The organism is Streptomyces sp. NPDC091682, assembly GCF_044756625.1.
Lineage (GTDB): Bacteria > Actinomycetota > Actinomycetes > Streptomycetales > Streptomycetaceae > Streptomyces.
The window spans coordinates 1-24,464 of record NZ_JBIVTH010000027.1; the positions used below are offsets into that span (position 1 = coordinate 1).

The following is a 24,464-nucleotide window of genomic DNA, read 5'->3' on the forward strand; positions in this document are numbered from 1 at the left end:
CCTGGACGCTCACCACGGCCACCGCATAAGCGAGAGGGCCTCCCGGCCTACGGCCGGACGGCCCTCCAACAAGATCTTCACGAGTCTTCTAGGCGTCGAAGTCGTACTCCAGCACGTAGGCGGCGGAGTCGAGCGTCATCTCGTTGACCTCGACGACCCGCCCGCCCCCGGCGAACGCGGTGCGCACGATCTGGATCACGGGCGTGCCCGTCGAAAGCGAGAGCCGCTCGGCCTCGGCGGCCGAAGGCATCCGGGACCGCACCTCCTCCCGGAAACGAACGGGCCCGTGCCCCAGCTCGGCCAGCCGCGCGTACGTCCCGCCGGGACCGGTGTCGACTTGCGTGATGGCGGAGTCCCCGACGACGTCGGCCGGCAGGTACGACACCGCGAAGAGCGCGGGCTTGCCGTCGAGCACGAAACGGCGGCTGCGCACCCACACCCGAGTCCCCGCCGGAACGCCGAGTGCGTCGCAGACACGGTCGTCCGCCTCCCCTTCGCGCACCTCGACCTGGTCGACGACCAGCTCCCGGTCCTCGGACTCATCGGACCAGATCGACCGCCCCGCACCCCACTGCTCCTGCGCCAGCCGCTGAATACCGCGCCGCCGCAGGGGCCTGAACGCCCGGACGAAGACGCCGGCGCCCTTCCGGGCCTCCGCGAGTCCTTCGTTCTGCAGTACGCCGAGGGCCTGGCGCGCGGTCATCCGCGCGACCTCGTAGGTGGCCATGAGGTCGTTCTCACCCGGCAGCCGGTCGCCCGGACCGTACTCGCCCGCCTGAATGGCCGTCCTCAGCGCATCGGCGATCCGCCGGTATTTCGGATGACGGCTGCTGCCCTGGCTGGTCATGAAACCGATCACTCCTTCTCCTCTCTAGACACCCTAGGTCCAGAGGTGAGGCACCGCACGCACCAGCGGCGGCCCCCCTTCCCATGGCATCTCTAGAGAACTACTGACGGATCGAGGCAGGGTCGGCTGTAGTGAATGCATCTCTAGAGAGGTCGATCGTGGGGTGGCCTCATGAGTGAGGAGTGATCTGTATGCCGCAGCATCGCGATGTCTTCACCGTCGACACGGGCGACGCCCTCCCGGTGAGGGTGGCCGTCATATGCGAGCCCAGCGAAGACCTGCTCGGGCGGGCGCTGGTCGGCTGGGAGCGCTTCCTCAGCACCTTGCAAGGGGCGGCCGATGAGTGAGCGGTACGAATACGTGCCTCACCGTCTCCTGCGCCGCCGTGTCCGCGGCATCGCTTCCGGCGCCGAGGGCGAGCTGATGGCCGTGGTCAACGACAACGTCTCGGACGCCTACACCGAGCACTGGGTGGAACTGGCCTACATCCGTGGCCCGTCCGGGCGCGAATTCACCACGTCCGCCGCCAACGTCGAGCCCGCCGAATGAGGCCCCCGCGAAGACCGTGATCAGCCCGGTACGGGCGCCGGACACGTCCACGGAGACGCGCTGAGCGATCCGAGGCGGCCCATGCCCAGCCCCAGACGTCCGTCGGACGCGGGTCGAGCGTCGGGCCGGGGCCGTGGGCGGCCTATGCCCGACCCAAGACGGCCGTCGGACGCTGAGGGGTGAGGAGCGCGTAGCGACATGGTGCGCCCACCGACCCGGCAGGTGGCTGTCATGGGCCCCGTCTCGGGACGTGCCCTGCCGGGATCTGCCCGGGCGTCGCCGACCGCCCCGCGCCTGAAAGCCTCCCCCGGCCCGTTCCCTTCGGGGGTTCCCGGCAGTCTTCGTATCTCCGTGGCGGGGCGGTCGGTCAAGGGTGGCCGTAGGCCATCGCGAAGCGACGCGACGAAGGAGCGCCCTTGAGGGACCGGCCCGCCCCGGAGGGACGATGGGACTGACGGGAAACCCCGTACACGTCCCCGACGCCGGCCAAGAGCCCCGCCCCCTACACCCGCACCACCGGCGTGATCGTCGTTTCTACCGGGCCGTGGGTGTCCGCCTCGCGTTGGCGTTCCGCGCTGTCGCTGATGCGCAGGAGCAGGGCGATCATGACCCAGTTGGCCAGGAGGGACGAGCCGCCCTTGGCGAGGAAGGGCAGGGCCTTGCCCGTCAGGGGGATCAGGCCCGTCACGCCGCCCGCGACCACGAAGACCTGCAGGGCCAGCGCCGCCGCCAGGCCCACCGCGAGCAGTTTGCCGAAGGGGTCGCGCGCGCCGAGGGCCATCCGCAGCCCCCGCTGCACGAGGAGCGCGTAGAGGATCAGTACGGCCATGACCCCGGCCAGGCCGAGCTCCTCGCCCACCGTCGTGAGGATGAAGTCGCTGCGCCCGGCGAACTTGATCAGCTCGGGGTGGCCCATGCCGAGGCCGGTCCCCGAGATGCCGCCCGTGCCGAAGCTGAACAGGGCCTGCGCCGACTGGTCCGAGGTGATGCCCGGGGGAGGGGTGTCCCAGTAGACGGAGAGCGGGTTCAACCAGGCCGCCACGCGCGCCTTGACGTGCGGCTCCGTCGAGCCGACGACGAAGGCGCCCGCCGAGGCCATGAGCACGCCGCACACGATCCAGCTGGTGCGCTCGGTGGCGACGTACAGCATCACCACGAAGACGCCGAAGAAGATCAGTGACGTGCCCAGGTCGCGCTCGAAGATCAGCACCAGCATCGAGAGGATCCACACCGTGGCGATGGGGCCGAGCTGCCGCATCGGGGGCAATCGCATGCCCAGGAACCTGCGGCCCGTCAGGGCCAGCGAGTCCCGGTGGATGACCAGGTACCCGGCGAAGAAGATCGCGATCATGATCTTCACGAACTCGCCGGGCTGGACCGAGAAGCCGAAGAGGATGATCCACCGCTTGGCGCCGTACGTGTCCGCGCCGAAGAACGCCGGCGCGATCAGCAGTACCAGCGCGACGGCCATCGTGATGTAGATGAACCGCTGGAGCAGCCGGTGGTCGCGCAACAGGGCCAGCACCGCGATGCAGGCGGCGACGCCGACCACCGTCCACAACAGCTGGCCCGGGGCGTTCGCGTCCGAGTTCCACCGCTCGATGTAGCCCTGGTCGAGCCGGTGGATCAGTACGAGTCCCAGGCCGGTCAGCAGCATGGCGAGCGGGAAGATCAACGGGTCCGCGTAGGCCGCGAACCGGCGTATCCCCAGGTGCCCCACCAGCGATAGCAGGGTCATGCTGATGGTGAAGTCGACGAATTTGGGCGGCAGCTCGCCGTTCATGGCGAGGCCCGCGGCGGCGTGGCCGAACACGGCGATGGCGATGACGAAGACCAGGAGCAGCGCCTCGGTGCGGCGGCGGGCGACCGCCGACGTCAGGGGTTTCAGTCCACGCACGGGATGCCGCCACCCTCCTTGGGGGCGGACGGCGAGGGCGGCGGGGGCGCCGCATCGGGCGAGGACGAAGGTGAGGACGAGGACGAAGGCGAGAACGGCGACGGGGACGGGGGCGAGGACGTGGCGCCCGATGCACCGGCGTCAGCGGAAGCTTCGGGTCCGATCTGTTCGGCAATGAGGCGCTTTATCTTCATATCATCTACGACGTTGATGTCCTCCCCATGGTTCCTCCCGAAACCTTCGATGGGAAGTGTCGTGAATTGCGCCTTCCCGCCGGACAGGTTCTTCGCCTGCTTCACGAACGCGAGGAGATCCCAGCCTTCGTCCGTGACCACGTCCTGTTTGGCGGCGTCGATCAGTTTGATCAGCTTCGCCGGGTCGGTGAAGGTCCCGGCCGAGTTCAGCTTCTTCGTCGCGCCCGCGAGAAAGGCCTGCTGGCGCTTGGTCCGGTCCAGGTCACCCCTGTCCAAGCCGTGCCGCTGCCGCACGAAGGCGAGCGACTGCCGGCCGTCGAGCGTCTGTGGGCCCGCCGGGAAGTCGGCGCCCGAGTACGTGTCCTTCACCGCCTTGTTCAGGCACACCGGTACCCCGCCCAGCGCGTCCGCGAGGTGGTAGAAACCGGCCAGATTCAGCTCGGCGAAGTGATCGATGGGGACCCCCAGGAAGTTCCGCACCGTCTCGATCTGTGCCGCGCGCCCCGCCTCCCGGCCCTCCCGCTCTAGCTGCCGGACGTCCTTGACCCCCCGCGCGGCGAGCTGCTCCTGCTTCTTCTCCTTCGCCAGCCCGTACGCCTTCTTGATCTTGTCCTTGCCGTGGCCGGGTATGTCGACGACGTCGTCGCGCGGCACCGAGAAGGCCTTCGCCCGGCCGCCGTCCCCGGGTACGTGCAGCAGGATCAGGGTGTTCGCGTTGTAGCCGCCGATGTCCGAACTGCCGGCGTGCAGCTTGTCGAGGACCTCCTCCGGCAGTTTCTCGCCGTTCTGGTCCCGGCGGCTGTCCAGGCCCATGAGCAGGATGTTGCTGTCGCCGGACGTGGACTTCTCCGCGCCTTCGAGGGCCTTGGAGCTGCCGATGCCGGCGGCGAGGTCGCGGTACAGGTACCAGGCTCCGCCGCCCGTCAGGCCCACCAGCGCGCAACCGGTGACCAGCAGCGTGCGGCCCAGCCGCCGCCGGCGGCGGGCCGGGTGGCGGCGGCGGGATCGGGTCGTCGGCTTCCTCCGGTGCGCGCTCATGCCTGCCGATGCTGACGCAGGTCCGCTGAAGGAATCCTGAGGCGCCGGCCTACGGGATGCGCAGCACCAGCCGAGCGCCCCCGGCGGGCGCCGGCAGCGCGCGTACGTCGCCCCCGTGCGCCCGCGCGATCTCCCGGGCGATGGCCAGGCCCAGCCCGGTTCCGCCGCTGGCCCGGCCGCGGTCCGCGTCCAGCCGTACGAAGCGTTCGAAGACCCGGTCCCGGTCCGCCTCCGGGATGCCGGGGCCGTCGTCCGTGACCTCCAGCACCGTCCATCCGTCGTGCGCCGCCGCCCGTACGACCACCTCGGCGCTGGCGTACCGCAGGGCGTTGTCCACGAGGTTGGCCAGGGCCCGTTCCAGCCGCGCCGGGTCCCCGGAGGCCGGTACGGGCGCCCGCGCGTCCAGCCGTAGCGCGATCCGCGAGCCACCCCGCCGCGCCGCGTCCTCCGCGGCCAGCAGGGCCAGGTCCACCGGCTCGCTCCGCGGCGCCGACGCCGGTCCGCCGTCGAGGCGGGCCAGCAGTAGCAGGTCCGCCGCGACGGCCTGGAGCCGCTCGGTATCGGCCAGCGCGGCCGCGACCGACTCCCGGTCGGGGCGGTCCATGGCGAGGGCCACCTCGAGCCGGGACCGGACGGCGGCCAGCGGGTTGCGCAGCTCGTGGGAGGCGTCCGCGGTGAACTGCCGCTGCCGGGCGTCGGAACGCTCCAGCCGGTCCAGGGTTTCGTTGACGCTCCGGGCCAGCTGCGCGATCTCGTCCACCCCGCCCGGGTCCGGAACTCGCCGGTCCAGCTCGCTCGCCGTGACCGCCGCCAGTTCGGAGCGGATCGCGCTCACCGGGCGCAGCGCGCGGCCGGTCACCCACCAGGCGAGGGCGGCGGCGAAGCCGGTCAGCGGGGGCGCCCCCGCGAGCAGCCCGACCGCGACGGCCCGGGTCGCGTCGTCCACGTCGCCGAGCACGGTCATTGCGTACACCCTGTGCGCCCCCGGCGCCTCGACGACGACCACCGCACGCCGTTCCCCGCCGGAGTGCGCCGGCGGGAGCACGGCCGACCGGGAGTCGTCACCGGGGCCGGGCAGTGGGGCGCCGCCGAGGTCGGGGGCGTGCTTCGGATCGCCGGTGGACGCGACCGTCCGCCCGGCCGCGTCCCGTACGAGGACCAGGTCCACTCCGCTCTCGGGCGCGGCCAGCCGTCCGCCGGTCGGCAGGGTCCGGTTGTCGAGCTGGGCGGCGACCTTGCGGGCGGCGAGCTCGGCGCGGCCGGTGGTGTTCTCGAGGAGGTTGGCCCGGAGCAGGGCGTGCAACCACAGCCCGCCGCCGGCGAGGACGGCGGCCATCGCGAGTGCGGCGGCCGCGGCGGTGCGCGCCCGGATGCCGGGTCGCCTGCGGCGGGCGGCTTCACGGCGCACGGGATCCGCCCGCCGGGGCCTAACCACCGTCGGGGGCCATCCGGTAGCCGGTTCCGTGGACGGTGCGGATCGAGTGGCGGCCGAAGGGTGCGTCGATCTTCTTGCGCAGCGAGGAGACGTACACCTCCACGATGTTCGGGTCGATGCCGTGCGGGGTGTCCCAGACCTCGTCCAGGATGTCCTGCTTGGCGACGGCCCGGCCGGGCTGCTCCATCAGACAAGCGAGGACGCCCAGTTCGCGGGCGGTCAGTTCGATGTCCCGGTCACCGCGGCGGCAGCGGCGGCCCTGCGGGTCCAGGACGAGGTCGCCGGCCTGCAGGGTGCCGCGGTCCGGCGTGCCGGCGCGGCGTGCCACCGCCCGGATCCGGGCGGCCAGGACCACGGAGGAGAACGGCTTGGTGAGGTAGTCGTCGGCGCCGGAGTCCAGACCCTCGGCCTCGTCGTACTCGCCGTCGCGGGCGGTGAGCATCAGGACCGGGGTGGTGTCGCCGTGGGCGCGCATGCGGGTGCAGATCGCGTGGCCGCTGGGACCCGGGAGCATCAGGTCGAGCAGGACGACGTCGTACGGGCCACCGGCGAGGGCGAGGTCGAGCCCGCGGTGGCCGTCGTGGGCGACGTCGACGCGGTGGCCGTCGGCGGAGAGGCCGCGCCGCAGGGATTCGGCGAGGCCTTCTTCGTCTTCGACCACGAGGATGCGCACGGCTCAAGCGTCACATATCGACGCGTTTGCCGTGAGGCCTGGTCGGCGGTGCGCGGGGTCCGGATCCTCGCCGGGCTCTGCCCGGGCCCGCGCCGTTGCGCTGCGGGCTGCTTGGTCGTGTTGCTGCCGTCTGCCGGGCGCTGCCCGGGCCCGCGCCTCAATCGCCGGCGAGGCTGAATGGGCGGGCCCGCGCCTCGGCGGGTGGGCGGGGTTGGGGGTGGCGGGTTGTTGGTGTGGGTCGGTCCGGGGGCCGGGGGGGGGGGGGGGGGGGGGGGGGGGGGGGGGGGGGGCGGGGGGGGGGTGTCTCCTCGGCTCGCGCGGTGCGCCATGTCTCGGTTGTGCCCGGTGGTGCGCGCTCGTCCTGCGGGGACACCCCGCCACGTCCCCCCACCCCTCAGCGGCACACGCCCGCACGTCCCCCACACCTCGGCGGCACGGGCCCGGATGGAGGGAGGAGGAGCCTTGGCGTTGGGGGGATGGGTCGTAGCTGTCGAAGCTCTGCCGTGGGGCGGGGACACGCAGGAGGGTCCCCGCAGGACGAGGCGCGACCGCCGGGTACAGCCGAGACGTGCCCGCGCGCGCCGAGCCGAGGAGACCCTCGTGCGGGGCCCCGCCCCACCCTTTGAAGCCCCGCCGGCGATTGAGGCGACCCACCTCGGCACGAGGCAACGTGCCACCGAGCCGAACACCGCCGAGCCGCCCGCAGGGCACACCGCAGGGCACACCGCAGCCGTCCACGTACCCTCCCGGAGGGACCCGGCTCCCGAAGTACCCCCATCCGCAAGCCACTCCGGAGGAGACATGGCCCCACGAGTGCACGCCGCCCAGGCGACCGGCATCGCCACCCTCACCCTGGACTCCCCGGGCAACCGCAACGCCCTTTCCGTCGACCTCGTCGCCGAGCTCCGCTCCGCGCTCGCCGCCACCGCCGCGGACGCGGACGTCCGGGCCGTCGTCCTCACCCACACCGGCAACACCTTCTGCGCCGGGGCCGACCTCAAGTCACCTTGCGATCCCGCCGACTTCCTGGCCCTGCTCCGCGAGACCGCCGAGCTCCCCAAGCCCGTCGTCGCCCGGGTCACCGGCCACGTCCGGGCCGGCGGCCTCGGGCTGCTCGGTGTCTGCGACGTCGCCGCCGCCGGACCGCAGTCCTCGTACGCCTTCACCGAGACCCACCTGGGCCTCGCCCCCGCGGTGATCTCCATGCCGCTGCTGCCCCGCCTCGACCCGCGCGCCGCGGCCCGCTACTTCCTCACCGCCGAGGCCTTCGACGCCGCCGAGGCCGCCCGGATCGGACTGCTCACCCTGCACGGCGAGGACGTGGACACGGCCCTGGAGCCGGTACTCGCCGGCCTGCGCAAGGCCTCCCCGCAGGGGCTGGCCGCGACCAAGGCGTTGACGTCCGCCGCCGTACGCGAGGCCCTCGCCCGCGACGGATCCCGCCTGACCGAGCTGTCCGCCGGACTGTTCGCCTCCGAAGAGGCCCGCGAAGGCATCACCGCCCGTTTCGAGCGCCGGGAACCGTCATGGTCGCTGTGACCGGCCCCAAGCAGGCGCGCAGCCGCGTCACCCGCCGCCACCTCCTGGAGGCGGCGGTGTCCTGCCTGGCGGAGCACGGCTGGGCCGGTTCGACCGTCTCGGTCGTCGCGGAACGGGCCGGGGTTTCGCGCGGCGCCGCCCAGCACCACTTCCCGACCCGCGAGGACCTGTTCACCGCGGCCGTCGAGTACGTCGCCGAGGAGCGCTCCACGGCCCTGCGCGACCTCTTCCACGCCGGCCCGGCCGCCCGGCCCGCCGTGGTGGAGGCGCTGGTCGACCTGTACACCGGCGCCCTCTTCCGGGCCGCCCTGCAGTTGTGGGTGGCCGCCTCCAACGAGGAGCAGCTGCGCCCCCAGGTCACCGAACTGGAGGCCCGGGTCGGTCGCGAGACCCACCGCATCGCCGTCGAGCTGCTGGGTGCGGACGAGTCGGTGCCGGGCGTACGGGAGACCGTGCAGGGTCTGCTGGACATGGCGCGGGGCCTGGGCCTCGCCAACGTGCTCACCGACGATACGGCCCGCCGGGCCCGGGTGGTGGCCCAGTGGTCCCGGATCCTGGACGCGGCCCTGGGCTGAGGCGGCGGGAACGGGAAGGGCGCCGCACCCCGCGAGAGCGGGATACGGCGCCCCAGGACACGAGCGGCGGTTACGCCGTCTCGGCGATGTCCGCGTAGCCCTCGATCTCCTGCGGGTTGCGCCGCCCGGGCCCGGTGTAGCGGGCCGAGGGCCGCACCAGGCGGCCCGTGCGCTTCTGCTCCAGGATGTGCGCCGACCAGCCGGCGGTGCGGGCGCAGCTGAACATCGACGTGAACATGTGCGCGGGGACCTCGGCGAAGTCCAGCATGATCGCGGCCCAGAACTCCACGTTCGTGGCGAGCACCCGGTCGGGGCGGCGCGCGTGCAGTTCTTCCAGTGCGGCCTTCTCCAGCGCGGCGGCCACCTCGTAGCGCGGCGCGTCGAGCTCCTTGGCGGTGCGCCGCAGCACGCGGGCGCGCGGGTCCTCGGCACGGTAGACGCGGTGCCCGAAGCCCATCAGCCGCTCGCCCTTGTCGAGAGCCTTCTTCACGTACGCCACGGCGTCGCCGGTGCGCTCGATCTCCTCGATCATGCCGAGCACGCGGGACGGCGCCCCGCCGTGCAGCGGTCCCGACATGGCGCCCACGGCGCCGGACAGCGCGGCGGCGACGTCCGCGCCGGTCGATGCGATCACCCGCGCGGTGAAGGTGGAGGCGTTCATGCCGTGCTCGGCGGCCGAGGTCCAGTACGCGTCGACGGCCTTGACGTGCCGCGGGTCCGGCTCGCCCCGCCAGCGGATCATGAACCGCTCGACGACGGACTCGGCCTTGTCGATCTCCCGCTGCGGCACCATGGGCAGGCCCTGGCCGCGGGCGGACTGGGCGACGTACGACAGTGCCATCACGGCTGCGCGCGCGAGGTCGTCACGGGCGGTCTGCACGTCGATGTCCAGCAGTGGTTTCAGACCCCACACGGGGGCGAGCATCGCGAGCGCGGACTGGACGTCGACGCGGATGTCACCGGAGTGGACCGGGATGGGGAAAGGTTCGGCGGCGGGCAGGCCCGGGTTGAAGGCACCGTCGACCAGCAGGCCCCAGACGTTCCCGAAGGAGACGTGGCCGACGAGGTCTTCGATGTCGACGCCCCGGTAGCGGAGCGACCCGCCTTCCTTGTCGGGTTCGGCGATCTCCGTCTCGAACGCGACGACCCCTTCGAGCCCGGGTACGAAGTCGGACATCAGGCGGCTCCTCAGATAGTGCGAACACGCGCGGCTCCCGGCGTGATTCGCGGTCCGGCGCGGTCATCCCCGTTGATGCCCGGCACGGCCGTCGGTCACCCGCTCGGGGACCTTCGGACCGGCCCCAAGATTTTGGCCGCTCCGCCCCGACTGCGGAAGCGTGACATACGGCACACCGTCGCCGGTCCGGCTGCGGCAGGATGGCAAGCGTGACCGATCAGGACATTGACCCCGCCATGATGCGCAAGCAGTACCGCTCGGAGATCGTCGACGAGGGGAGCCTCGCCGAGCATCCGATGGACCAGTTCGCGCTCTGGTTCCAGCAGGCCGCCGACTCGCACCTCTTCGAGCCGAACGCCATGGTCGTATCGACGGCCACCCCGGACGGCCGGCCCAGTTCGCGGACGGTGCTGATGAAGCAGTTCGACGGCCGGGGCTTCGTCTTCTTCACCAATTACGCCTCGCGCAAGGGCCGCGAGCTGGCCGAGAACCCGCAGGTCGCGCTGCTGTTTCCGTGGCACCCGATCGCCCGCCAGGTGATCGTCACCGGTACGGCGGCCCGGATCGGCCGCGACGAGACAGCCGCGTACTTCCGCTCCCGCCCGCACGGTTCCCAGCTGGGTGCCTGGGCGAGCGAGCAGTCCAGCGTCATCGATTCCCGTGCGGAGCTGGACCGGCGCTACGCCGAGCTGGCGGCCCGCTACCCGGAGGGCGAGCAGGTGCCGGTCCCGCCGGAGTGGGGCGGCCTGCGCGTGGTCCCGCAGGAGGTGGAATTCTGGCAGGGCCACGAGAACCGCCTGCACGACCGTCTGCACTACGTCCTGGACGGGGCCAAGTGGCGCGTGGAGCGGCTCTGCCCGTAGCCGGGCGGGCGGGTCTGCGGCGGCTCCCGCCAGTGGGACCGTACGCTCCCGCTCACCCCGAGCGGGAGCGGTGAACGCAGGCGACCCGCGGGCTCGGGTTTCTCTCCTGCAGTGAGAGAAGCCGGCCGGACGTGCCGGCGAGCCCGCGGGTCGGGTGACTGCTTGGGATTGGCGCCGGGCGATTCCGCCGGGCACCGCACTGGGTGCGCTACTGACGACGGGCCCTAGCCCGCAGCCACCTCACGCGTCCGGAGTTCGTACATTTCCGGGATCACCTCCTTTCAGTGTGCCTCCACTCTAGGCAGGCCCGTGCGGTCCGCTCAATCGAATTTCTTCGGCGAATCCGTAGGTGTATCCATCGGCTCTCTGAAGTAGCCGCAAGTTCCGGTGGGAGACGTCAAAGCGGCTGGTCGACGTCGTGATGCGATGCTGGCCGCTGGTCCGGACCGCGATGCGTCCCACCCACCTGCCGACCCACTTTCCTCTGGGCACGACGGCCGCCACCAGGTCTCCGGTTGCGTACCCGTGGTGGACCTTGCCGCGGGGCCGTTGCAAGCGGGGGAATCCGAAGCGGTCAGGGGTGGTCCTGGCGTACGAACCACGCCCGGTCGACGACACCACTAGGATCTGCGCGGGTACCCGGACGAGCGCGTCCCCCGCTCGTGGTCGATGACTCCGTTGGTCAGGGCGTCGAGCGTGTGGCTCTTCGGCAAGCCCATCGCGAACCGGTTCCAGTGGGTACGCCCGCCCGACCACGCATGCACCGGCACACTCTGCGTTGCGAGCGCTTTCACGAGCTGGAGCCTGGTGGCGTTAGTGGCGGCCACGTCCTGCAGAGGTTTCCTCAGCTGCCTGATCACGCGTTCCAGCCGGGCCGGCCGGTCGGCGAGGAACTCCTGGACGGGTGCCGTCCCCTTTGCCTGATTGCAGGGAACACAAGCGAGGACGAGGTTCGATACCCGATCCGATCCACCACGGCTTCGTGCACGGACGTGATCGATGTTGAGAGGCACCCCCGTGGCGTCGCAGTAGGCGCAGGACCTCTTCCATTTGGCCCGGAGGAACTGAGGGACCTCGGAGGCGGCGTACGTCGGCTCGATGCCGTCCTGCACGCAGGACGGCATGACTCCGGCGAATGCGGTCGTGTCGAATGCCACCTGCTCCACGTGGATCTCACGCACTGGTGCATATCGGCACAGTCGCGCGACCACGGCCGTGGTCGAGTCGACGCGATGGCGCAGGGACGGGGGGAGCCAGCCGTCCGGCCGCGGGCGGTTGTCGTGCCGGGGCGCCCGGTACCGGAGATTCGCCGAGCGCCTCCGGCGCCGATAGGCGGCGCGTCGCACCATGCCGCCGTGGATCTGTTGTCCCCGGTGCCGGAGTTCGAGAGTGATCAGACCCCGGCGGGCGACCGCGGTTCGGCCCTTCGGGCCGTTCCGGTGACGCTCGTCGGCGATGGCGATACCCGTCGCCTTGGAGCCAGGATCGAGGCGCAGCTGTACGCCTTCGACGGCCGAGCCCGCACGGGTACGGTGCTTGAGCCGGATGGTGAACGGAGCACGCCGTGCCACGACGGCACGTCCACCAGCGAGCAACTCGCGTGCACGGGCCTGATGGCAGGGCATCAGCGGCTCGCCCCCCTTGGCCAGCACGAACACTCGGCTTGCTGCCGGGCGGGGAGCGTCACCGCTCCCGGTCTCTGCCGTCTCCGCTGCCGAAGCGGCAGATCGGGCGTGCCGCCGACGTGTCCCGGTGCGGACTTCGCCGGTCTCCCCTCGCCCATGTTCCACACCGGTGCCCGGCATTGCGGCCGGGAGCCCGTGAGCCGTTTCGTCCCTGCTCCCAGGGGTGTCTGCGCCCGCGGATTCCAGAGCAGGTTGCTGAGGAAGCACAGCCTGGTGGGTCCGCTCGCCCGTGCGGAACGTAGTCATCTAGGCACCTCTACTGATCCGGGGATCGTGATGACTGGGGCTGGTCACTCGAACGTGTGGCCGTTCCGGTGGTGCTTTCCCAGGTGTGTGGGGATGCGCGCCGATTTCCCCGAAAGTGGTGTGGTGTGGGTCACGTTCGAGTTCAATGATCTGACGTGCCGCATACGCGAACACCTGCTGGGGGTCCCAGGTGAGTGCCTACGGACGTAACGAGACCGCTGACGATCTGCTCGCAGCGCTGCTGGACGGGATGGACGCCGCCCTGTGCGCGTTCGACTCCGACGGCGTGATCACCCACTGGAACCGCGAGGCCGAGCGGATCCTGGGGTGGACCGCGGCCGAGGCCGTGGGTCGCAAGGGCTTCGAGGGTTGGGCAGTGCGGGCCGCCGACGCGCACGACGTCCAGGACCGGCTGATGGCCGTCCAGCACGTGCCCGGCCGGCAGGTGCACGAGTTCGCGCTGCTGACCAAGGACGGCGGGCGCGTCCTCGTACGGACCCAGTCCGCCGGGGTGCCCGGCGCGGACGGGAAACCCGCCGGGGTGTACTGCGCCTTCAGCGAGGTGCACGCCCAGATCGACCTGGAGCGCTCCATCGCGCTGAGCGAGGCCCTGATGGAGGACGCCTCGTGGGGCGTCGTCCTGGTCGACGTCGACCTGCGGCCCGCCGTGGTCAACGGGCACGCCGCCCGGGCCTTCGGGACCGGCCGCACCGCACTGCTCGGGCGGCCCCTGGGAGAGCTGTTGACCCAGGGCGTCGAGGAGTTGGAGGGCGCGCTCCAGCACGTGCTCGCCGAAGGGGCCCCGCCCGCGCCGGTGGAGATGTGGGTGTCGGTGCGCACGGCGGAGGGGGTGCGGCGCAGGTGCTGGCGGTGCGGGTTCCTGCGGTTGGCCTCGCCGCTCGCGGAGGAGCCCGTACCGCTGGGCGTCGGCTGGCTGTTCCAGGACGTCACCGAGGCCCGCCAGGAGCAACTGGACACCGCGCAGCTGCGGTTCCGCTCGCACCAGCTCCACCGGGCGGGGCGGGCCGCCGCCGAGTGCGAGGATCCGGCCGAAGCGGCCGCCGTCCGCCTGGACTTCGCCCTCGCCGGCTTCGCCGAGCACGCGCTGCTGGACGTACTGGACCCCACGGCCGACCCCGAGCGGCGCAGGCTCGTACGGTCCGCCGCGTCGCCGCCGGTGCTGCCGGGGCCCGGGTCGATCCCCGTCCGGTACGCGGCCGGGCACCCGGCGCTGCAGGCGCTGGACCGGATCGGCTCGGTGCGCACCAGCGCCCCGCGCGGGGAGGCGGACGCGCAGTGGGCGCGGGCGCGCCAGTGGCCCGAGGGCGCCGTGCACGGGCTGTGCACGGTGTTGCGGAGCCGGGGGCGGACCCTGGGGGCGCTGACGTTCCTGCGCGGGCCCTCGCGGGCGGCCTTCGAGCGCGCGGACGCGGTGTACGCGGAGGAGGTCGCGGCCCGGGTCGCGGCCGACCTGGACCTGGCGGCGGGTCCGGCGGGTCCGGCAGGTCCGGCGGGTCCGGCCGGTCCGGGCGAGGAGTGAGCGCGGCCCGGGTGCCCGCAGGCGCCTCCCGGGCCGACCCCTCAGTGCCGGAAGAAGATCCGGTCGCCGTACTCCTGCATCACGCGGCCGTTCCACTCGTGGCCGCCGTCGACGTTGCCCGAGCGCAGCAGCGGGGGCTCCACCCCGCGGGCGGCGAGCTCGCCGGCCGCCGTCGCCATGACGGCCTGCATGATCGCGCTGGTCACCACGGTGGAGGCGGGGGCGAAGGGCGCGTCGATGCCGTCGATGCTCAGCTCGGCGTCGCCGACCGCGATCTTGCTGTCGAGGACGACGTCGCAGTGGTCCTTGAGGAAGGTGCCGGAGAGGTGCCGTGACTTGGTCCCGGTCGCGTACGCCACCGAGGTCACGCCGATGACCTTGAGGCCGATGGCGCGGGCGTTCATCGCCATCTCGACGGGCAGGGCGTTGCGCCCGGAGAGGGAGATGATCACGAGGACGTCGCCGTCGGAGGCGGGGCTGCTGTCGAGGACGGCGCCGGCCAGGCCGTCGACCCGCTCCAGGGCGCTGCCCAGGGTCGCGGGCATGACGTCGACGCCGGCCGTGCCGGGGACGGCGAGGAAGTTCATCAGGGCCAGGCCGCCGGCCCGGTAGACGACGTCCTGGGCGGGCAGCGAGGAATGCCCGGCGCCGAAGGCGAAGAGCCGGTTGCCGGCGGCGACCGCGTCGGCGATGAGGGAGCCGGCCTCGGCGATGTGCGGGGCCTCCTCGTCCCGCACCCGCTCCAGCAGACCGATGGCGGCATCGAAGAACTGGCCGGCCAGCTTGCTCTCGCTCATACGCCGATGGCCCTTCCAGGGGTGGGGGAGCGTCCGTGTCCGCCGCTCACCGTGCGGTCTGGACCAAGGGTGTGTCAATACGAACGTCAATCCCGTGCCGAAAGCTCTGGTCGCGCGCCCCCGACATCCCCGAACGATCTTCCCGGGGATGTCGGGGGGATGTCCGGGAGCCGTCTTGACGCTCGGCACGGGACGGTTGTCGGCCCGATGCGTCAGAATTGGGGGCAGGGCCAGCGCACGCAATCCGAGGGGCACGAATGTCCGGACTGATCGATACCACGGAGATGTATCTCCGCACCATCCTCGAGCTGGAAGAGGAAGGCGTGGTCCCCATGCGCGCCCGGATCGCCGAGCGGCTCGACCAGAGCGGTCCGACGGTGAGCCAGACGGTGGCGCGCATGGAGCGGGACGGCCTGGTGGCCGTCGCCAGCGACCGGCACCTCGAACTGACGGAGGAGGGCCGCCGACTGGCCACGCGCGTGATGCGCAAGCACCGGCTCGCGGAGTGTCTGCTCGTCGACGTCATCGGGCTGGAGTGGGAGCAGGTGCACGCGGAGGCCTGCCGTTGGGAGCACGTGATGAGCGAAGCGGTGGAGCGGCGGGTGCTGGAGTTGCTGCGCCACCCGACCGAGTCGCCGTACGGAAACCCGATCCCGGGGCTGGAGGAGCTGGGTGAGAAGGCCGAGGCCGACCCGTTCTTGGAGGACGGCATGGTCAGCCTGTCCGAGCTCGATGCGGGCACCGAAGGCAAGACCGTGGTCGTCCGGCGGATCGGTGAGCCGATCCAGACGGACGCCCAGTTGATGTACACGCTCCGGCGGGCGGGCGTGCAGCCCGGCGCGGTGGTGAGCGTGACCGAGTCTCCGGGGGGTGTGCTGGTCGGCAGTGGCGGTGAGGCCGCCGAGCTGGACGTGGAGGTCGCCTCGCACGTGTTCGTGGCGAAGCGCTGATCCCGGCGCGTCGGCGTTCGCGTCGACGCGGATGAGTCCGGGGGATCGATCCGTACGAGACGCGTTCCGGGGGTTCCTGTCCCACGGGTCGTGACCCGTACGGATGACCAGCCCTTGGTGTGGGTGGTCCCGGCGCCTTTCGGCGCCGGGACCGGTCCTCCCCTTGTGACCTGGAGCCCCGAGCTCTCAAGGTCGTCCCCTCGGACCGTCTTCCCCGAGCGGCCCGCCTCCCTGTTGAAAGGATCTCCATCGGCAGCGGCGGTCAATCCTTGAGCAAGGTCACTCGAAAGAGCGGTGTTGTAGGCGAAAAACCCGTTCTCGAATACGGGTTCGATAGTCTGGCGGGGAGCGAAGGGGGTGCATCTGCGGTGGTACAGCGCGTCGATGTGACAGGGGCCGAAGGCGTCCGCCTGGCCGCCTGGGAGTTCCGCGAAGCAGAGGCCGAGCCCGACACCCGCCCCGGGGTGCTGTTACTGCACGGGCTGATGGGCCGCGCCTTCCACTGGGCCGGCACCGCCCGCTGGCTCCGCGAGCGCCGCCGCGTCGTGGCCCTGGACCAGCGCGGACACGGCCAGAGCGCCCGCCCGCCCGCCGCCCCCGACGGCACCCCCACCTCCCTGGGCCGTGAGGCCTTCGTGGCCGACGCCGAAGCGGCCGTCGAGCAGCTCGGCCTCGCCCCCGTGACACTGATCGGCCACTCCATGGGCGCCCTCACCGCCTGGCAGCTCGCGGCCCGCCGCCCGGACCTGGTCGAAGCCGTGGTCATCTGCGACATGCGCGCCTCCGCCCTGGGCGCGGCCTCCCAGCAGGAATGGGAGGACTGGTTCCACCACTGGCCCCTCCCCTTCCCCACCCAGGACGCGGCCCGCCGCTGGTTCGGCGAGGACGACCCCCGGGTGGAACGTCCCGACCCCGGCCGCGGTGCCTTCTTCGCCGAGGTCATGCACGAGGCCTCGGACGGCTGGCGCCCGGTCTTCTCCCGCCGCCAGATGCTGACGGCCCGCGAGACCTGGGTCCACGACGCCCACTGGGAGGAGCTCGCCCAGGTCCGCTGCCCGACCCTGGTGGTCCGCGGCCTCGACGGCGAACTGGGCCGGGCCGAGGCCCAGGAAATGGTGCGCGTCCTCCCGGCCGGCCAGTACGCGGAAATCCCCGATGCGGGTCACTACCTCCACTACGACCAGCCGACGGCCTGGCGCGAGGTCTTGGAACCCTTCCTCGACGGCATCAAGGCCGAAGCTCCCTGACCACCCCGACGGTTCCGCCCCCCGGTGCGCAGGGAGGGGCGGAACGGTCGGCGGTCGTGCCGTCGGCGGTCGTGCCGTCGTACGACCGAGCGTGTCAGCGGTCTGTCAGTGAGGTGTTCGGGGCCTGTCAGGGGGCGGCCTCATGGTGGCGACGTCGCCAGGCAAGCACCGAGAAAACGAGGTCCCCCGATGAACGCCGTCGCCGCCCTGCAGCTCCTGATCGCCGTCGCCTTCCTGAGCATTCCCGTCGTGCGCAGCCGCTACGGCGCCCGCGCCCAGGCCGCCGTCGAGGCCGAGTTGGGGCGGCAGGGGGTGCGCACCAGCGTCATGGCGGAGAACGGCATGCGGCTCGACGCCGGCGGGCACGAGACCTGGGCCCCCGTCGGGATCGCGGCGGCGCTGGCCCTGCCCGCGGTGCTCGGGATCGCCGGTAGCTCGTGGAGCGGGACGGTGTCCTGGATCGTCCAGCCGCTCGTCATCCTCGTGAACTGTGTGATCCTCTACTCGAACCTGACCGCCGTGCCGTCCGTGACCGCCGCCTTCGCCAAGTCCGGTGACGCCGAACTACAGCGCATCGACGTCAGGTCCATGCTCCGGGCCGCCGAGGACGGCTTCCCCGACTGGGTGATGCCGTACCTCCAGAACCTCCGGCACGTCGTCGTCTTCGCCGGCTCGGTCGTCGTACTCGTCCTGCTCGCCGCCAACTGACGCCGGGCCTGTGCGAAGAGGGCCGGCCTCCGCTCCCGCGAGGGGAGGGGAGGCCGGCCCGTTCCAGTACGGTCGGCGGTCAGCCCTTGCTGACCGCCCACAGGATCTCCGGGAGCTTGCGCGCCACCGTCGGGGCGGCGAGCCGCAGGCCCGTCCAGGTGGCCAGTGCGCCCCAGGCCACACCCAGCGGGAGCGCGATCCAGGAGATGTCCTGGTGGCCACCGACCTTGATCCAGATCGTCAGGGCGATCACCGGGGCGGAGATCACCGCCGAGGCCAGCATCCCGGCGAAGATGCCCGCCCAGGCGAGTCCGGCCTGTCCCGGGACGACGTTCTTGAAGGCGCCGTCCGACGGGATCGAGTACGGGAAGCGGGCCGAGGCCAGCGCCCCCGTGCAGAGCATCGAGCCCAACAGGGCCAGGGCCAGGCCCGTGGCCGCCGGGAAGGTGGACCAGTCGCCGAGCAGCGCGGCCGTGACCACCATGACCAGGACCGTGTACGGGACGGTGACCAGGGCCAGCGAGGCGGCCCGCGCGCGCAGTTCCACGTACGCGTCGCGCGGGGAGCTGATGGTCTGCGCGACCATCCAGAACGCGGAGGTGTCCTGGCCGAACTGGTTGTACATCTGCATGCCGAGCATGCCCGCGCCGAAGCAGCCGAGGTAGACGGACCCCGTGCCCTGGAGGGCGTTGAAGACGGGGATGATCAGGCCGATCGCCAGTCCGGTCACCCAAGACGCCTTGGTCTTCGGGTCGCGCACGGCGTAGCGCAGCGTGCGCTGCATGGTCGCGCCCGTCCGGCCGGCGGGCAGCAGGGACCACAGGCCGCCCGCGCCGCGGTCCCTCGTCGGCTGGGCCGCCGTCAGGGTCGAGCCGTCCGGGGTGACCATCAGCCGCGTCAGGCTCCGCTCCCAGAACCACAGGAGGGCGGCCACGGCGGCCAGGGTCAAGGCCAGTTGGGCGGCCGCCACCCCGTACGCGCCCTCGCTCGCCGAGTCCACCATGCCGACGGCGGTCGCCGGCGGCAGCCAGCGCACCACGGCCTCGGCCGGCTCCAGCGTGGTGAGGCCGCCCACCTCGAAGAGGCGCTGGCTACCAAAGTTGGCCAGCTGGCCGCCCACCGCGATCAGCAGACCGCTGAGGATCGCCATGTCCCGCCCCTTGCGACTGCTCAGCAGCCGCACGTTGGCCGTGGCCACCGCCCGTGCGAGGGTCACGCAGCCGAGCACCAGCAGGGGCGCGGCCACCACGGCGGCCACCGCGCCGGCGGCGCCGCGCGCGACGGCCAGTACGGAGCCGATGGCCAGGCACAGCGTGAACAGCGGCCCGATGCCGACCAGCGAGGAGACGAGGAGGGCCCGTACGAGAGGACGCGGGCGCAGCGGCAGCATGACCAGCCGGCTCGCGTCGAGGGTCTCGTCCCCGGTGGGGAAGAACAGCGGCATGAAGGCCCAGCCGAGGGCCAGGATCGCGGCCAGCAGGACGACGACCGTGCTGGCGTGGGCGTTCCCGTGCAGCAGGGCCAGGCCGAGCGTCACGAGGAAGCCGACGGCCAGGGCGAAGGCGAGCGACGAGAAGTAGGCGGCCTTGCGCTTGGAGGAGCCCTTCAGCCCGTTGCGCAGGAGCGACAGCTTGAGGCGGACGAAGACCGGGGTCAGCGGGACCGACGCGACGGACGGGGCTCCGGTGGACCGGGTGGACCCGGTGGCGGGAGCGGTCACGGTGCCGGCGGGACCTGCGGCCGGACCTGCGGCCGGGTTGGCGGGCGAGGTCATCGCGATCCCGCCCCGGAGCCGCCGCCGAGCCACTCCAGCGAGTCCCCTGCCGCGTCGCGCCCGTGCGCGCCGACCAGTTCGAGGAAGGCGGCCTGCAGCGAGGGCGCGGAGCCCCGTACGTCGGCCAGCGGGCCCGCGGCGCGGATCCGGCCGGCGGCCATCACGGCCACCCAGTCGCACAGCGACTCGACGAGCTCCATCACGTGGGAGGAGAAGATGACCGTGGCGCCGGAAGCCGTGTAGCGCTCCAGCACCCCGCGGATGGTCTGCGCCGACACCGGGTCGACGCCCTCGAACGGCTCGTCCAGGAAGAGCACTTCGGGGTTGTGCAGCAGCGCCGCCGCCAGACCGATCTTCTTGCGCATGCCGGTCGAGTAGTCCACGACCAGCTTGTGCTGCGAGCCCGCGAGGTCGAGGACCTCCAGCAGCTGCGTCGCCCGCTTGTCGGTCTCCTCGCCCGGCAGCCCGCGCAGCCGGCCCATGTAGCCGAGCAGTTCGCGCCCCGACAGCCGCTCGAAGAGCCGCAGCCCCTCGGGCAGTACGCCGATCCGCGCCTTCACCGCGGTCGGGTCGGCCCATACGTCGTGCCCCGCGACGTGGACCCGCCCCATGTCCGGGCGCAGCAGCCCGGTCACCATCGACAGCGTGGTCGTCTTGCCCGCGCCGTTGGGGCCCACCAGGCCGATGAACTGCCCCGCGGGCAGCTCCAGGTCTATCCCTTCGACGGCCACCTGGTCGCCGAACCGCTTCCACAGGCCTTCCACCCGCACGGCGGGCGGCGCGGACCGCGCGCCACCCGTTCCGTTCGGTCCACCCGTCGCATCGCCCTGGTCCGGCATGCGCCTGCCTCTCATCACGTCCCCGTTGGTCGTTCCTCCTTCACCATAGGAGGAGGGGGAGAGGCTTGAGCAGTTACTTATGTCATCAGTTCTCGCCCTGATTTCGCAGGTGCGGAGGGTGAGTTCGGGGGTCAGCCCTGGCGGCGCCTGCGTTCCGCCGCGGCCTCGCTGCCGCACGCGTACGCCAGTGCGTCGATCAGCTCCTCCGTGTCCGGGAGCCACCGGTTCGCCGGCGTGGGCCGCCGCGCCCACTGGACCGAGCCCCGGCCGCCGAAGCGGGTGGGCGGCGCCGCGACGTACTCGCCTTCGCCCCGAGCCACCAGGTCGATCGTGGCGGCCGGCCAGCCCAGCTTGCGCACCAGGTCGGGCACCTTGACGCCGGCGCCCGGCAGGACGAAGAACAGCATCCGGTGGTCGGGCGTGAGGGTGACCGGCCCGAGGGTGCGCTCCATCCGCTCCAGCCGTGCCAGCGCGAGGAACCCGGCCGATTCGGGCACGTCCAGCGCGTCGAACGCGCGGCCGGTCGGCAGCAGGATCGAGGCCTGCGGTTGCTTCGCCCAGATCCGCCTGACCTGCACCGCGCTGCCGGTGGTCTGTGCCGCCCAGTCCTCCACCGTCGGGTGCGCGCCGGGAGCCGGGCAGTCCGCCGCCCCGCAGGAGCACAGCTCGCGGCCGTCCGCGGGCTCCAACCAGGTGCCGGCGAAGACATCCCAGTGCCGTTCTTCCGCGTACCGCACGGCATGGTCCAGCAGCTGCTCGCCGCGCTGCTTGGGGATGGGTGCGGTCTCCGTGACTCCGATGGTCTCTTCCACGCCCATCACAACTTCTCGGGTCACCCGGGGTTACGGGCGTAAACCCGGCGGCGGGCGGAGCATCGATCCTGCAAACGGGGCGCACTGATGCACGCGTGGGGGCGCGTAGGAGGCCGGGGCGCTGTTACTGGGTAGCGACACGACGCAGAGCGGAAGATTCTCCGCACATCAGGCGGGAAGTGATCATTCCAACGGATCACCCGCGGTCAGCAGGGGGTTTTCATGGCAGCCAGGCCTCTCGTCGCCCGCCAGCCGAACGAACGGCTGCAGGCGCTCATTCAGGAAGCCGGGTGCTCCAACGCCGGGCTCGCTCGGCGCGTGAACATGTGCGGGGCCGAACACGGCCTCGATCTCCGCTACGACAAGACGTCCGTGGCCCGGTGGCTGCGCGGCCAGCAGCCGCGCGGCCGGGCTCCCGGGATCATCGCCGAGGCGCTGGGGCGCAAGCTCGGCCGGACCGTCACCATCGACGAGATCGGCATGGCCAACGGGAAGAACCTCGCCTCCGGCGTCGGCCTGCAGTTCTCCCCGACCGTCATCGGCGCGATCGAGCAGGTCTGCGAGCTGTGGCGCAGCGACGTCGGCCGCCGCGACTTCCTCGCGGGCTCCAGCGTGGCCGCCTCCGCGCTCGTGGAGCCGAGCCGCGACTGGCTGATCACCGGGGCCGACACCCAGGTCGCCCGCAGCGGCGGCTCGCGGGTGGGCATGCCGGACGTGGAGGCGGTCCGGGCGACCACCGAGGCCCTCAAGGACCTCGACCACCGCTTTGGTAGCGGGCACGTCCGGCCGGTGGTCGTGCACTACCTCAACTCGGTGGTGTCCGGGCTGATCGGGGGCTCCTACCGGGAACCCGTCGGGCGGGCCCTGTTCGCTTCGGTGGCCCGGCTGACCGAGCTCGCCGGCTACATGGCGGTGGACACGGGCCAGCCGGGGCTGGCGCAGCGGTACTACATCCAGGCGCTGCGCCTCGCCCAGGCGGCGGGGGACCGGGCGTACGGGGGCTACGTGCTCGCCGCGTCCATGAGCCACCTCGCCGCCGAACTGGGCAACCCGCGGGAGATCGCGCAGTTGGCGCGGGCCGCCCAGGAGGGGACGCGGGGGCAGGTCACCCCGCGGGTCGAGGCCATGTTCTACGCGGCCGAGGCGCGCGGCCACGCGCTGCTCGGGGACGCCCGGGCGACGGCGGTGCTGTCCGGGAGGGCGGTGAGCGCGCTGGAGCGGGCGGAGCCGGAATCGGGTGACGACCCGGTGTGGATCCGCCACTTCGACGCGGCGTACCTCGCGGACGAGCTGGCGCACTGCCACCGCGACCTGGGCCAGGCGGACGCGGCGGCCAGGCGGGCGGAGGAGGCCCTACGGGGCCTGCCGGCGGGCAAGGCGCGCCGCCGGGCCATCGGGCTGCTGCTGCTGGCGGCGGCGCAGGTGCAGCAGCGGGAAGTGGAACAGGCCTGCCTGACGGCGACGCGGGCTGCGGAACTGTTGGAGGGGCTCCGCTCGAACCGGGGCGTGGAGTACCTGGACGACTTCCGGGCGCGGCTGGAGCCGTACCGGGAGGAGGCAGCGGTGCGGGAGTTCGCGGCGCGGCTGGAGGTGACGGCGTAGGGCGCGTCTTGCCGGTCGGGGCCGGTCGGGGCCGGTCGGGGTTCGGGGTGCTCTCACGGTGGCGGTGCGTGACGGGGTAGCGTGACCTGACGGTTCCGTAGGGTCGGGCGAGTCGGAGAAGGAGTCCCGGTGACGCAGAGCGGACAAGGGGGCGCCCCCCAGCCGGGTGCCCCGTGGGGTCCGGACCCGGCGTCCGGCTACCCGGCGTACCCGGAGCAGCCGCAGCCGCAGGAACAGGTGCAGCAGCAGGTGCAGCCCGGGGCCGCGTACGGATATCCGCAGGCCTATCCCGGCGCGGAGGGCGCCCCGGGGCACGTGGTGGGGCCCGGCTACGAGGGGCCGGGGGATCCGCACGGCTACGGCTACCCCCCGCTGCCCGAGGCGGCGACGCAGTACCTCCCGCCCGTCCCGGCGGCGCCCGGCCATGACGAGGCGGCGACGCAGTACATCCCGCCCGTCCCGGCGGCGCCCGGGCACGGCGAGGCGGCGACGCAGTACATTCCGCCGGTTCCGGCGGCCTCCGGCCATGACGAGGCGGCGACGCAGTACATCCCGCCCGTCCCGGCGGCGCCCGCGCACGGCGAGGCGGCGACCCAGTACATACCGCCGGTCCCCGCCGACCGCGGCGTGGAAGGCTTTGACGGGCTCTTCCGGGGCGACGACTCCCCCGGGCAGACCCAGCACCTGCCGCCCGTCCAGGAGCCCGTGCTGCGCCAGCCGCCGCCGCGCCCGCATCCGGCCCGCCCGCAGCAGCCCCAGTACCGGCAGCAGCAGCCCCAGTACCAGCAGCCGCACCCGCAGCAGCAGCAGCAGTACGCGGCGCCCCCGCCGCCCCAGGAGCCCGCGCGCAAGGTCTCGCCCGTCATCATCGGCGCGGTGGTCATCGGCCTGGCCGTCGCCGGGCTCGGCATCGGTTCGCTGCTCGCCGACGACAAGCCGCAGAACAACGACCCCGGCGCGGTCGCCGGGACCCCGACCACGAGCGGCGGCTCCGCGGCCCCCGGCGGCGAGGCCCCCGTCGACCCGGCCCGCCCGCAGGCCGTCCAGCTGGACAAGCTCCTCGCGGACAGCAACGACAGCCGGGCCGCGGTGATCAAGGCCGTGGAGGACATCAAGGGCTGCAACAACCTCGACCAGGCGGCCGCCGACCTGCGCGACGCGGCCCGCCAGCGCGAGGAGCTCGTCACCCGACTCCAGGAGCTGAAGCTGGACCAGCTCCCGGACCACGCGAAGCTGTCCGCGTCGCTGACCAAGGCCTGGCAGTCTTCCGCGGACGCCGACAACAGCTACGCGGCCTGGGCCGACGACGTGGACGACGACAAGTGCAAGGACGGCAAGGCCAAGGTCACCAAGAACGCCTCCGAGGGCAACCGGTCGAGCGGCGAGGCGACCAGGGCCAAGGAGTCCGCCGCGACCGGGTGGAACGCGATCGCCGGCAAGTACGGCCTCACCAAGCGGGACAAGTCCCAGCTCTGAG

The 24,464-nt window shown here is 72.5% G+C and carries 22 protein-coding genes; 11 read left to right on the forward strand and 11 right to left on the reverse strand.

Annotated features, from left to right (window positions below):
* Nucleotides 1-88: 88 nt before the first annotated feature.
* Nucleotides 89-847 carry a GntR family transcriptional regulator gene (locus tag ACIQK6_RS37345; RefSeq protein WP_402696908.1) on the reverse strand — a complete coding sequence of 253 codons (759 nt, stop codon included), beginning with the start codon at nucleotides 845-847 and terminating at the stop codon, nucleotides 89-91.
* A 191-nt stretch (nucleotides 848-1,038) separates the two neighbouring features.
* On the opposite strand from ACIQK6_RS37345, the gene ACIQK6_RS37350 reads away from it, so the two are divergent.
* Nucleotides 1,039-1,194 carry a hypothetical protein gene (locus ACIQK6_RS37350; protein ID WP_402696910.1) on the forward strand — a complete coding sequence of 52 codons (156 nt, stop codon included), beginning with the start codon at nucleotides 1,039-1,041 and terminating at the stop codon, nucleotides 1,192-1,194.
* Nucleotides 1,187-1,396: a hypothetical protein gene (locus ACIQK6_RS37355; protein ID WP_329099540.1), complete on the forward strand. Its 210-nt coding sequence runs from the start codon at nucleotides 1,187-1,189 to the stop codon at nucleotides 1,394-1,396. The genes ACIQK6_RS37350 and ACIQK6_RS37355 overlap by 8 nt, the downstream gene beginning before the upstream one ends.
* A gap of 502 nt (nucleotides 1,397-1,898) precedes the next feature.
* Here ACIQK6_RS37355 and ACIQK6_RS37360 read toward each other — a convergent pair.
* From ACIQK6_RS37360 to ACIQK6_RS37375, 4 genes are read right to left on the reverse strand one after another with little or no spacing between them, the layout of a single operon-like run.
* Entirely contained in the window at nucleotides 1,899-3,293 is a 1,395-nt protein-coding gene (locus ACIQK6_RS37360; protein ID WP_329099539.1) for an FtsW/RodA/SpoVE family cell cycle protein, read from the reverse strand.
* Nucleotides 3,281-4,525 carry an LCP family protein gene (locus ACIQK6_RS37365; RefSeq protein ID WP_402696913.1) on the reverse strand — a complete coding sequence of 415 codons (1,245 nt, stop codon included), beginning with the start codon at nucleotides 4,523-4,525 and terminating at the stop codon, nucleotides 3,281-3,283. The genes ACIQK6_RS37360 and ACIQK6_RS37365 overlap by 13 nt, the downstream gene beginning before the upstream one ends.
* A gap of 49 nt (nucleotides 4,526-4,574) precedes the next feature.
* Entirely contained in the window at nucleotides 4,575-5,933 is a 1,359-nt protein-coding gene (locus ACIQK6_RS37370; RefSeq protein WP_402696915.1) for a sensor histidine kinase, read from the reverse strand.
* Nucleotides 5,934-5,952: 19 nt separating this feature from the next.
* A complete protein-coding gene (locus ACIQK6_RS37375) occupies nucleotides 5,953-6,633 on the reverse strand; it encodes a response regulator transcription factor (protein ID WP_329099536.1) in 681 nt (226 codons plus the stop codon).
* Nucleotides 6,634-7,434: 801 nt separating this feature from the next.
* Here ACIQK6_RS37375 and ACIQK6_RS37380 point away from each other — a divergent pair.
* Both ACIQK6_RS37380 and ACIQK6_RS37385 read left to right on the forward strand, forming a co-directional pair.
* Entirely contained in the window at nucleotides 7,435-8,172 is a 738-nt protein-coding gene (locus ACIQK6_RS37380; protein ID WP_329100803.1) for an enoyl-CoA hydratase family protein, read from the forward strand.
* Nucleotides 8,160-8,747, forward strand: coding sequence for a TetR/AcrR family transcriptional regulator (locus ACIQK6_RS37385; protein ID WP_030009580.1), 588 nt, complete (start codon nucleotides 8,160-8,162; stop codon nucleotides 8,745-8,747). Before ACIQK6_RS37380 ends, ACIQK6_RS37385 begins: the two co-directional genes overlap by 13 nt.
* Before the next feature lie 70 nt (nucleotides 8,748-8,817).
* Here the strand turns inward: ACIQK6_RS37385 and ACIQK6_RS37390 are convergent, their stop codons facing one another.
* A complete protein-coding gene (locus ACIQK6_RS37390; RefSeq protein WP_329100806.1) occupies nucleotides 8,818-9,924 on the reverse strand; it encodes a citrate synthase 2 in 1,107 nt (368 codons plus the stop codon).
* 200 nt (nucleotides 9,925-10,124) lie between these two features.
* Here ACIQK6_RS37390 and pdxH point away from each other — a divergent pair, with 200 nt between their 5' ends.
* Entirely contained in the window at nucleotides 10,125-10,787 is a 663-nt protein-coding gene (gene pdxH / locus ACIQK6_RS37395) for a pyridoxamine 5'-phosphate oxidase (RefSeq protein WP_329100808.1), read from the forward strand.
* 620 nt (nucleotides 10,788-11,407) lie between these two features.
* Here pdxH and iscB read toward each other — a convergent pair.
* A complete protein-coding gene (gene iscB, locus ACIQK6_RS37400) occupies nucleotides 11,408-12,445 on the reverse strand; it encodes an RNA-guided endonuclease IscB (protein WP_329100810.1) in 1,038 nt (345 codons plus the stop codon).
* A gap of 463 nt (nucleotides 12,446-12,908) precedes the next feature.
* Between iscB and ACIQK6_RS37405 the strand changes: the two genes are divergently transcribed.
* Nucleotides 12,909-14,258, forward strand: coding sequence for a PAS domain-containing protein (locus ACIQK6_RS37405; protein ID WP_329100812.1), 1,350 nt, complete (start codon nucleotides 12,909-12,911; stop codon nucleotides 14,256-14,258).
* A 41-nt stretch (nucleotides 14,259-14,299) separates the two neighbouring features.
* Here the strand turns inward: ACIQK6_RS37405 and ACIQK6_RS37410 are convergent, their stop codons facing one another.
* A complete protein-coding gene (locus ACIQK6_RS37410) occupies nucleotides 14,300-15,055 on the reverse strand; it encodes an SIS domain-containing protein (RefSeq protein WP_030009576.1) in 756 nt (251 codons plus the stop codon).
* Nucleotides 15,056-15,312: 257 nt separating this feature from the next.
* On the opposite strand from ACIQK6_RS37410, the gene ACIQK6_RS37415 reads away from it, so the two are divergent.
* From ACIQK6_RS37415 to ACIQK6_RS37425, 3 genes are all read left to right on the forward strand, one after another.
* Nucleotides 15,313-16,005: a metal-dependent transcriptional regulator gene (locus ACIQK6_RS37415; protein WP_329100816.1), complete on the forward strand. Its 693-nt coding sequence runs from the start codon at nucleotides 15,313-15,315 to the stop codon at nucleotides 16,003-16,005.
* A gap of 368 nt (nucleotides 16,006-16,373) precedes the next feature.
* A complete protein-coding gene (locus ACIQK6_RS37420) occupies nucleotides 16,374-17,252 on the forward strand; it encodes an alpha/beta hydrolase (protein WP_314251828.1) in 879 nt (292 codons plus the stop codon).
* 189 nt (nucleotides 17,253-17,441) lie between these two features.
* Nucleotides 17,442-17,960, forward strand: coding sequence for a hypothetical protein (locus ACIQK6_RS37425; protein WP_329100820.1), 519 nt, complete (start codon nucleotides 17,442-17,444; stop codon nucleotides 17,958-17,960).
* Between the two features lie 79 nt (nucleotides 17,961-18,039).
* Here ACIQK6_RS37425 and ACIQK6_RS37430 read toward each other — a convergent pair whose 3' ends face one another.
* The 3 genes from ACIQK6_RS37430 to ACIQK6_RS37440 all read right to left on the reverse strand — a co-directional run bounded on the left by ACIQK6_RS37430 (nucleotide 18,040) and on the right by ACIQK6_RS37440 (nucleotide 21,385).
* Nucleotides 18,040-19,734 carry a transporter gene (locus ACIQK6_RS37430; RefSeq protein ID WP_329100822.1) on the reverse strand — a complete coding sequence of 565 codons (1,695 nt, stop codon included), beginning with the start codon at nucleotides 19,732-19,734 and terminating at the stop codon, nucleotides 18,040-18,042.
* Nucleotides 19,731-20,573, reverse strand: a complete 843-nt coding sequence (locus ACIQK6_RS37435; protein ID WP_329100823.1) for an ABC transporter ATP-binding protein — start codon at nucleotides 20,571-20,573, stop codon at nucleotides 19,731-19,733. Before ACIQK6_RS37435 ends, ACIQK6_RS37430 begins: the two co-directional genes overlap by 4 nt.
* Nucleotides 20,574-20,704: 131 nt before the next feature.
* On the reverse strand, nucleotides 20,705-21,385 hold the full coding sequence (locus ACIQK6_RS37440) for a bifunctional DNA primase/polymerase (RefSeq protein ID WP_329107832.1): 681 nt from the start codon (nucleotides 21,383-21,385) through the stop codon (nucleotides 20,705-20,707).
* Between the two features lie 222 nt (nucleotides 21,386-21,607).
* Here ACIQK6_RS37440 and ACIQK6_RS37445 point away from each other — a divergent pair, with 222 nt between their 5' ends.
* Nucleotides 21,608-22,987: a transcriptional regulator gene (locus ACIQK6_RS37445; RefSeq protein WP_329100825.1), complete on the forward strand. Its 1,380-nt coding sequence runs from the start codon at nucleotides 21,608-21,610 to the stop codon at nucleotides 22,985-22,987.
* Nucleotides 22,988-23,116: 129 nt separating this feature from the next.
* Nucleotides 23,117-24,463, forward strand: coding sequence for a hypothetical protein (locus ACIQK6_RS37450; protein WP_402696921.1), 1,347 nt, complete (start codon nucleotides 23,117-23,119; stop codon nucleotides 24,461-24,463).
* Nucleotide 24,464 lies beyond the last annotated feature (1 nt).

Bases quoted from the DNA above. Each gene is read 5' to 3' on its own strand.
- ACIQK6_RS37345 (WP_402696908.1), bottom strand. From the start codon at position 847: ATGACCAGCCAGGGCAGCAGCCGTCATCCGAAATACCGGCGGATCGCC.
- ACIQK6_RS37350 (WP_402696910.1), top strand. From the start codon at position 1,039: ATGCCGCAGCATCGCGATGTCTTCACCGTCGACACGGGCGACGCCCTC.
- ACIQK6_RS37355 (WP_329099540.1), top strand. From the start codon at position 1,187: ATGAGTGAGCGGTACGAATACGTGCCTCACCGTCTCCTGCGCCGCCGT.
- ACIQK6_RS37365 (WP_402696913.1), bottom strand. From the start codon at position 4,525: ATGAGCGCGCACCGGAGGAAGCCGACGACCCGATCCCGCCGCCGCCAC.
- ACIQK6_RS37380 (WP_329100803.1), top strand. From the start codon at position 7,435: ATGGCCCCACGAGTGCACGCCGCCCAGGCGACCGGCATCGCCACCCTC.
- ACIQK6_RS37385 (WP_030009580.1), top strand. From the start codon at position 8,160: ATGGTCGCTGTGACCGGCCCCAAGCAGGCGCGCAGCCGCGTCACCCGC.
- ACIQK6_RS37390 (WP_329100806.1), bottom strand. From the start codon at position 9,924: ATGTCCGACTTCGTACCCGGGCTCGAAGGGGTCGTCGCGTTCGAGACG.
- pdxH (WP_329100808.1), top strand. From the start codon at position 10,125: ATGGCAAGCGTGACCGATCAGGACATTGACCCCGCCATGATGCGCAAG.
- ACIQK6_RS37410 (WP_030009576.1), bottom strand. From the start codon at position 15,055: ATGAGCGAGAGCAAGCTGGCCGGCCAGTTCTTCGATGCCGCCATCGGT.
- ACIQK6_RS37415 (WP_329100816.1), top strand. From the start codon at position 15,313: ATGTCCGGACTGATCGATACCACGGAGATGTATCTCCGCACCATCCTC.
- ACIQK6_RS37425 (WP_329100820.1), top strand. From the start codon at position 17,442: ATGAACGCCGTCGCCGCCCTGCAGCTCCTGATCGCCGTCGCCTTCCTG.
- ACIQK6_RS37430 (WP_329100822.1), bottom strand. From the start codon at position 19,734: ATGACCTCGCCCGCCAACCCGGCCGCAGGTCCGGCCGCAGGTCCCGCC.
- ACIQK6_RS37435 (WP_329100823.1), bottom strand. From the start codon at position 20,573: ATGCCGGACCAGGGCGATGCGACGGGTGGACCGAACGGAACGGGTGGC.
- ACIQK6_RS37445 (WP_329100825.1), top strand. From the start codon at position 21,608: ATGGCAGCCAGGCCTCTCGTCGCCCGCCAGCCGAACGAACGGCTGCAG.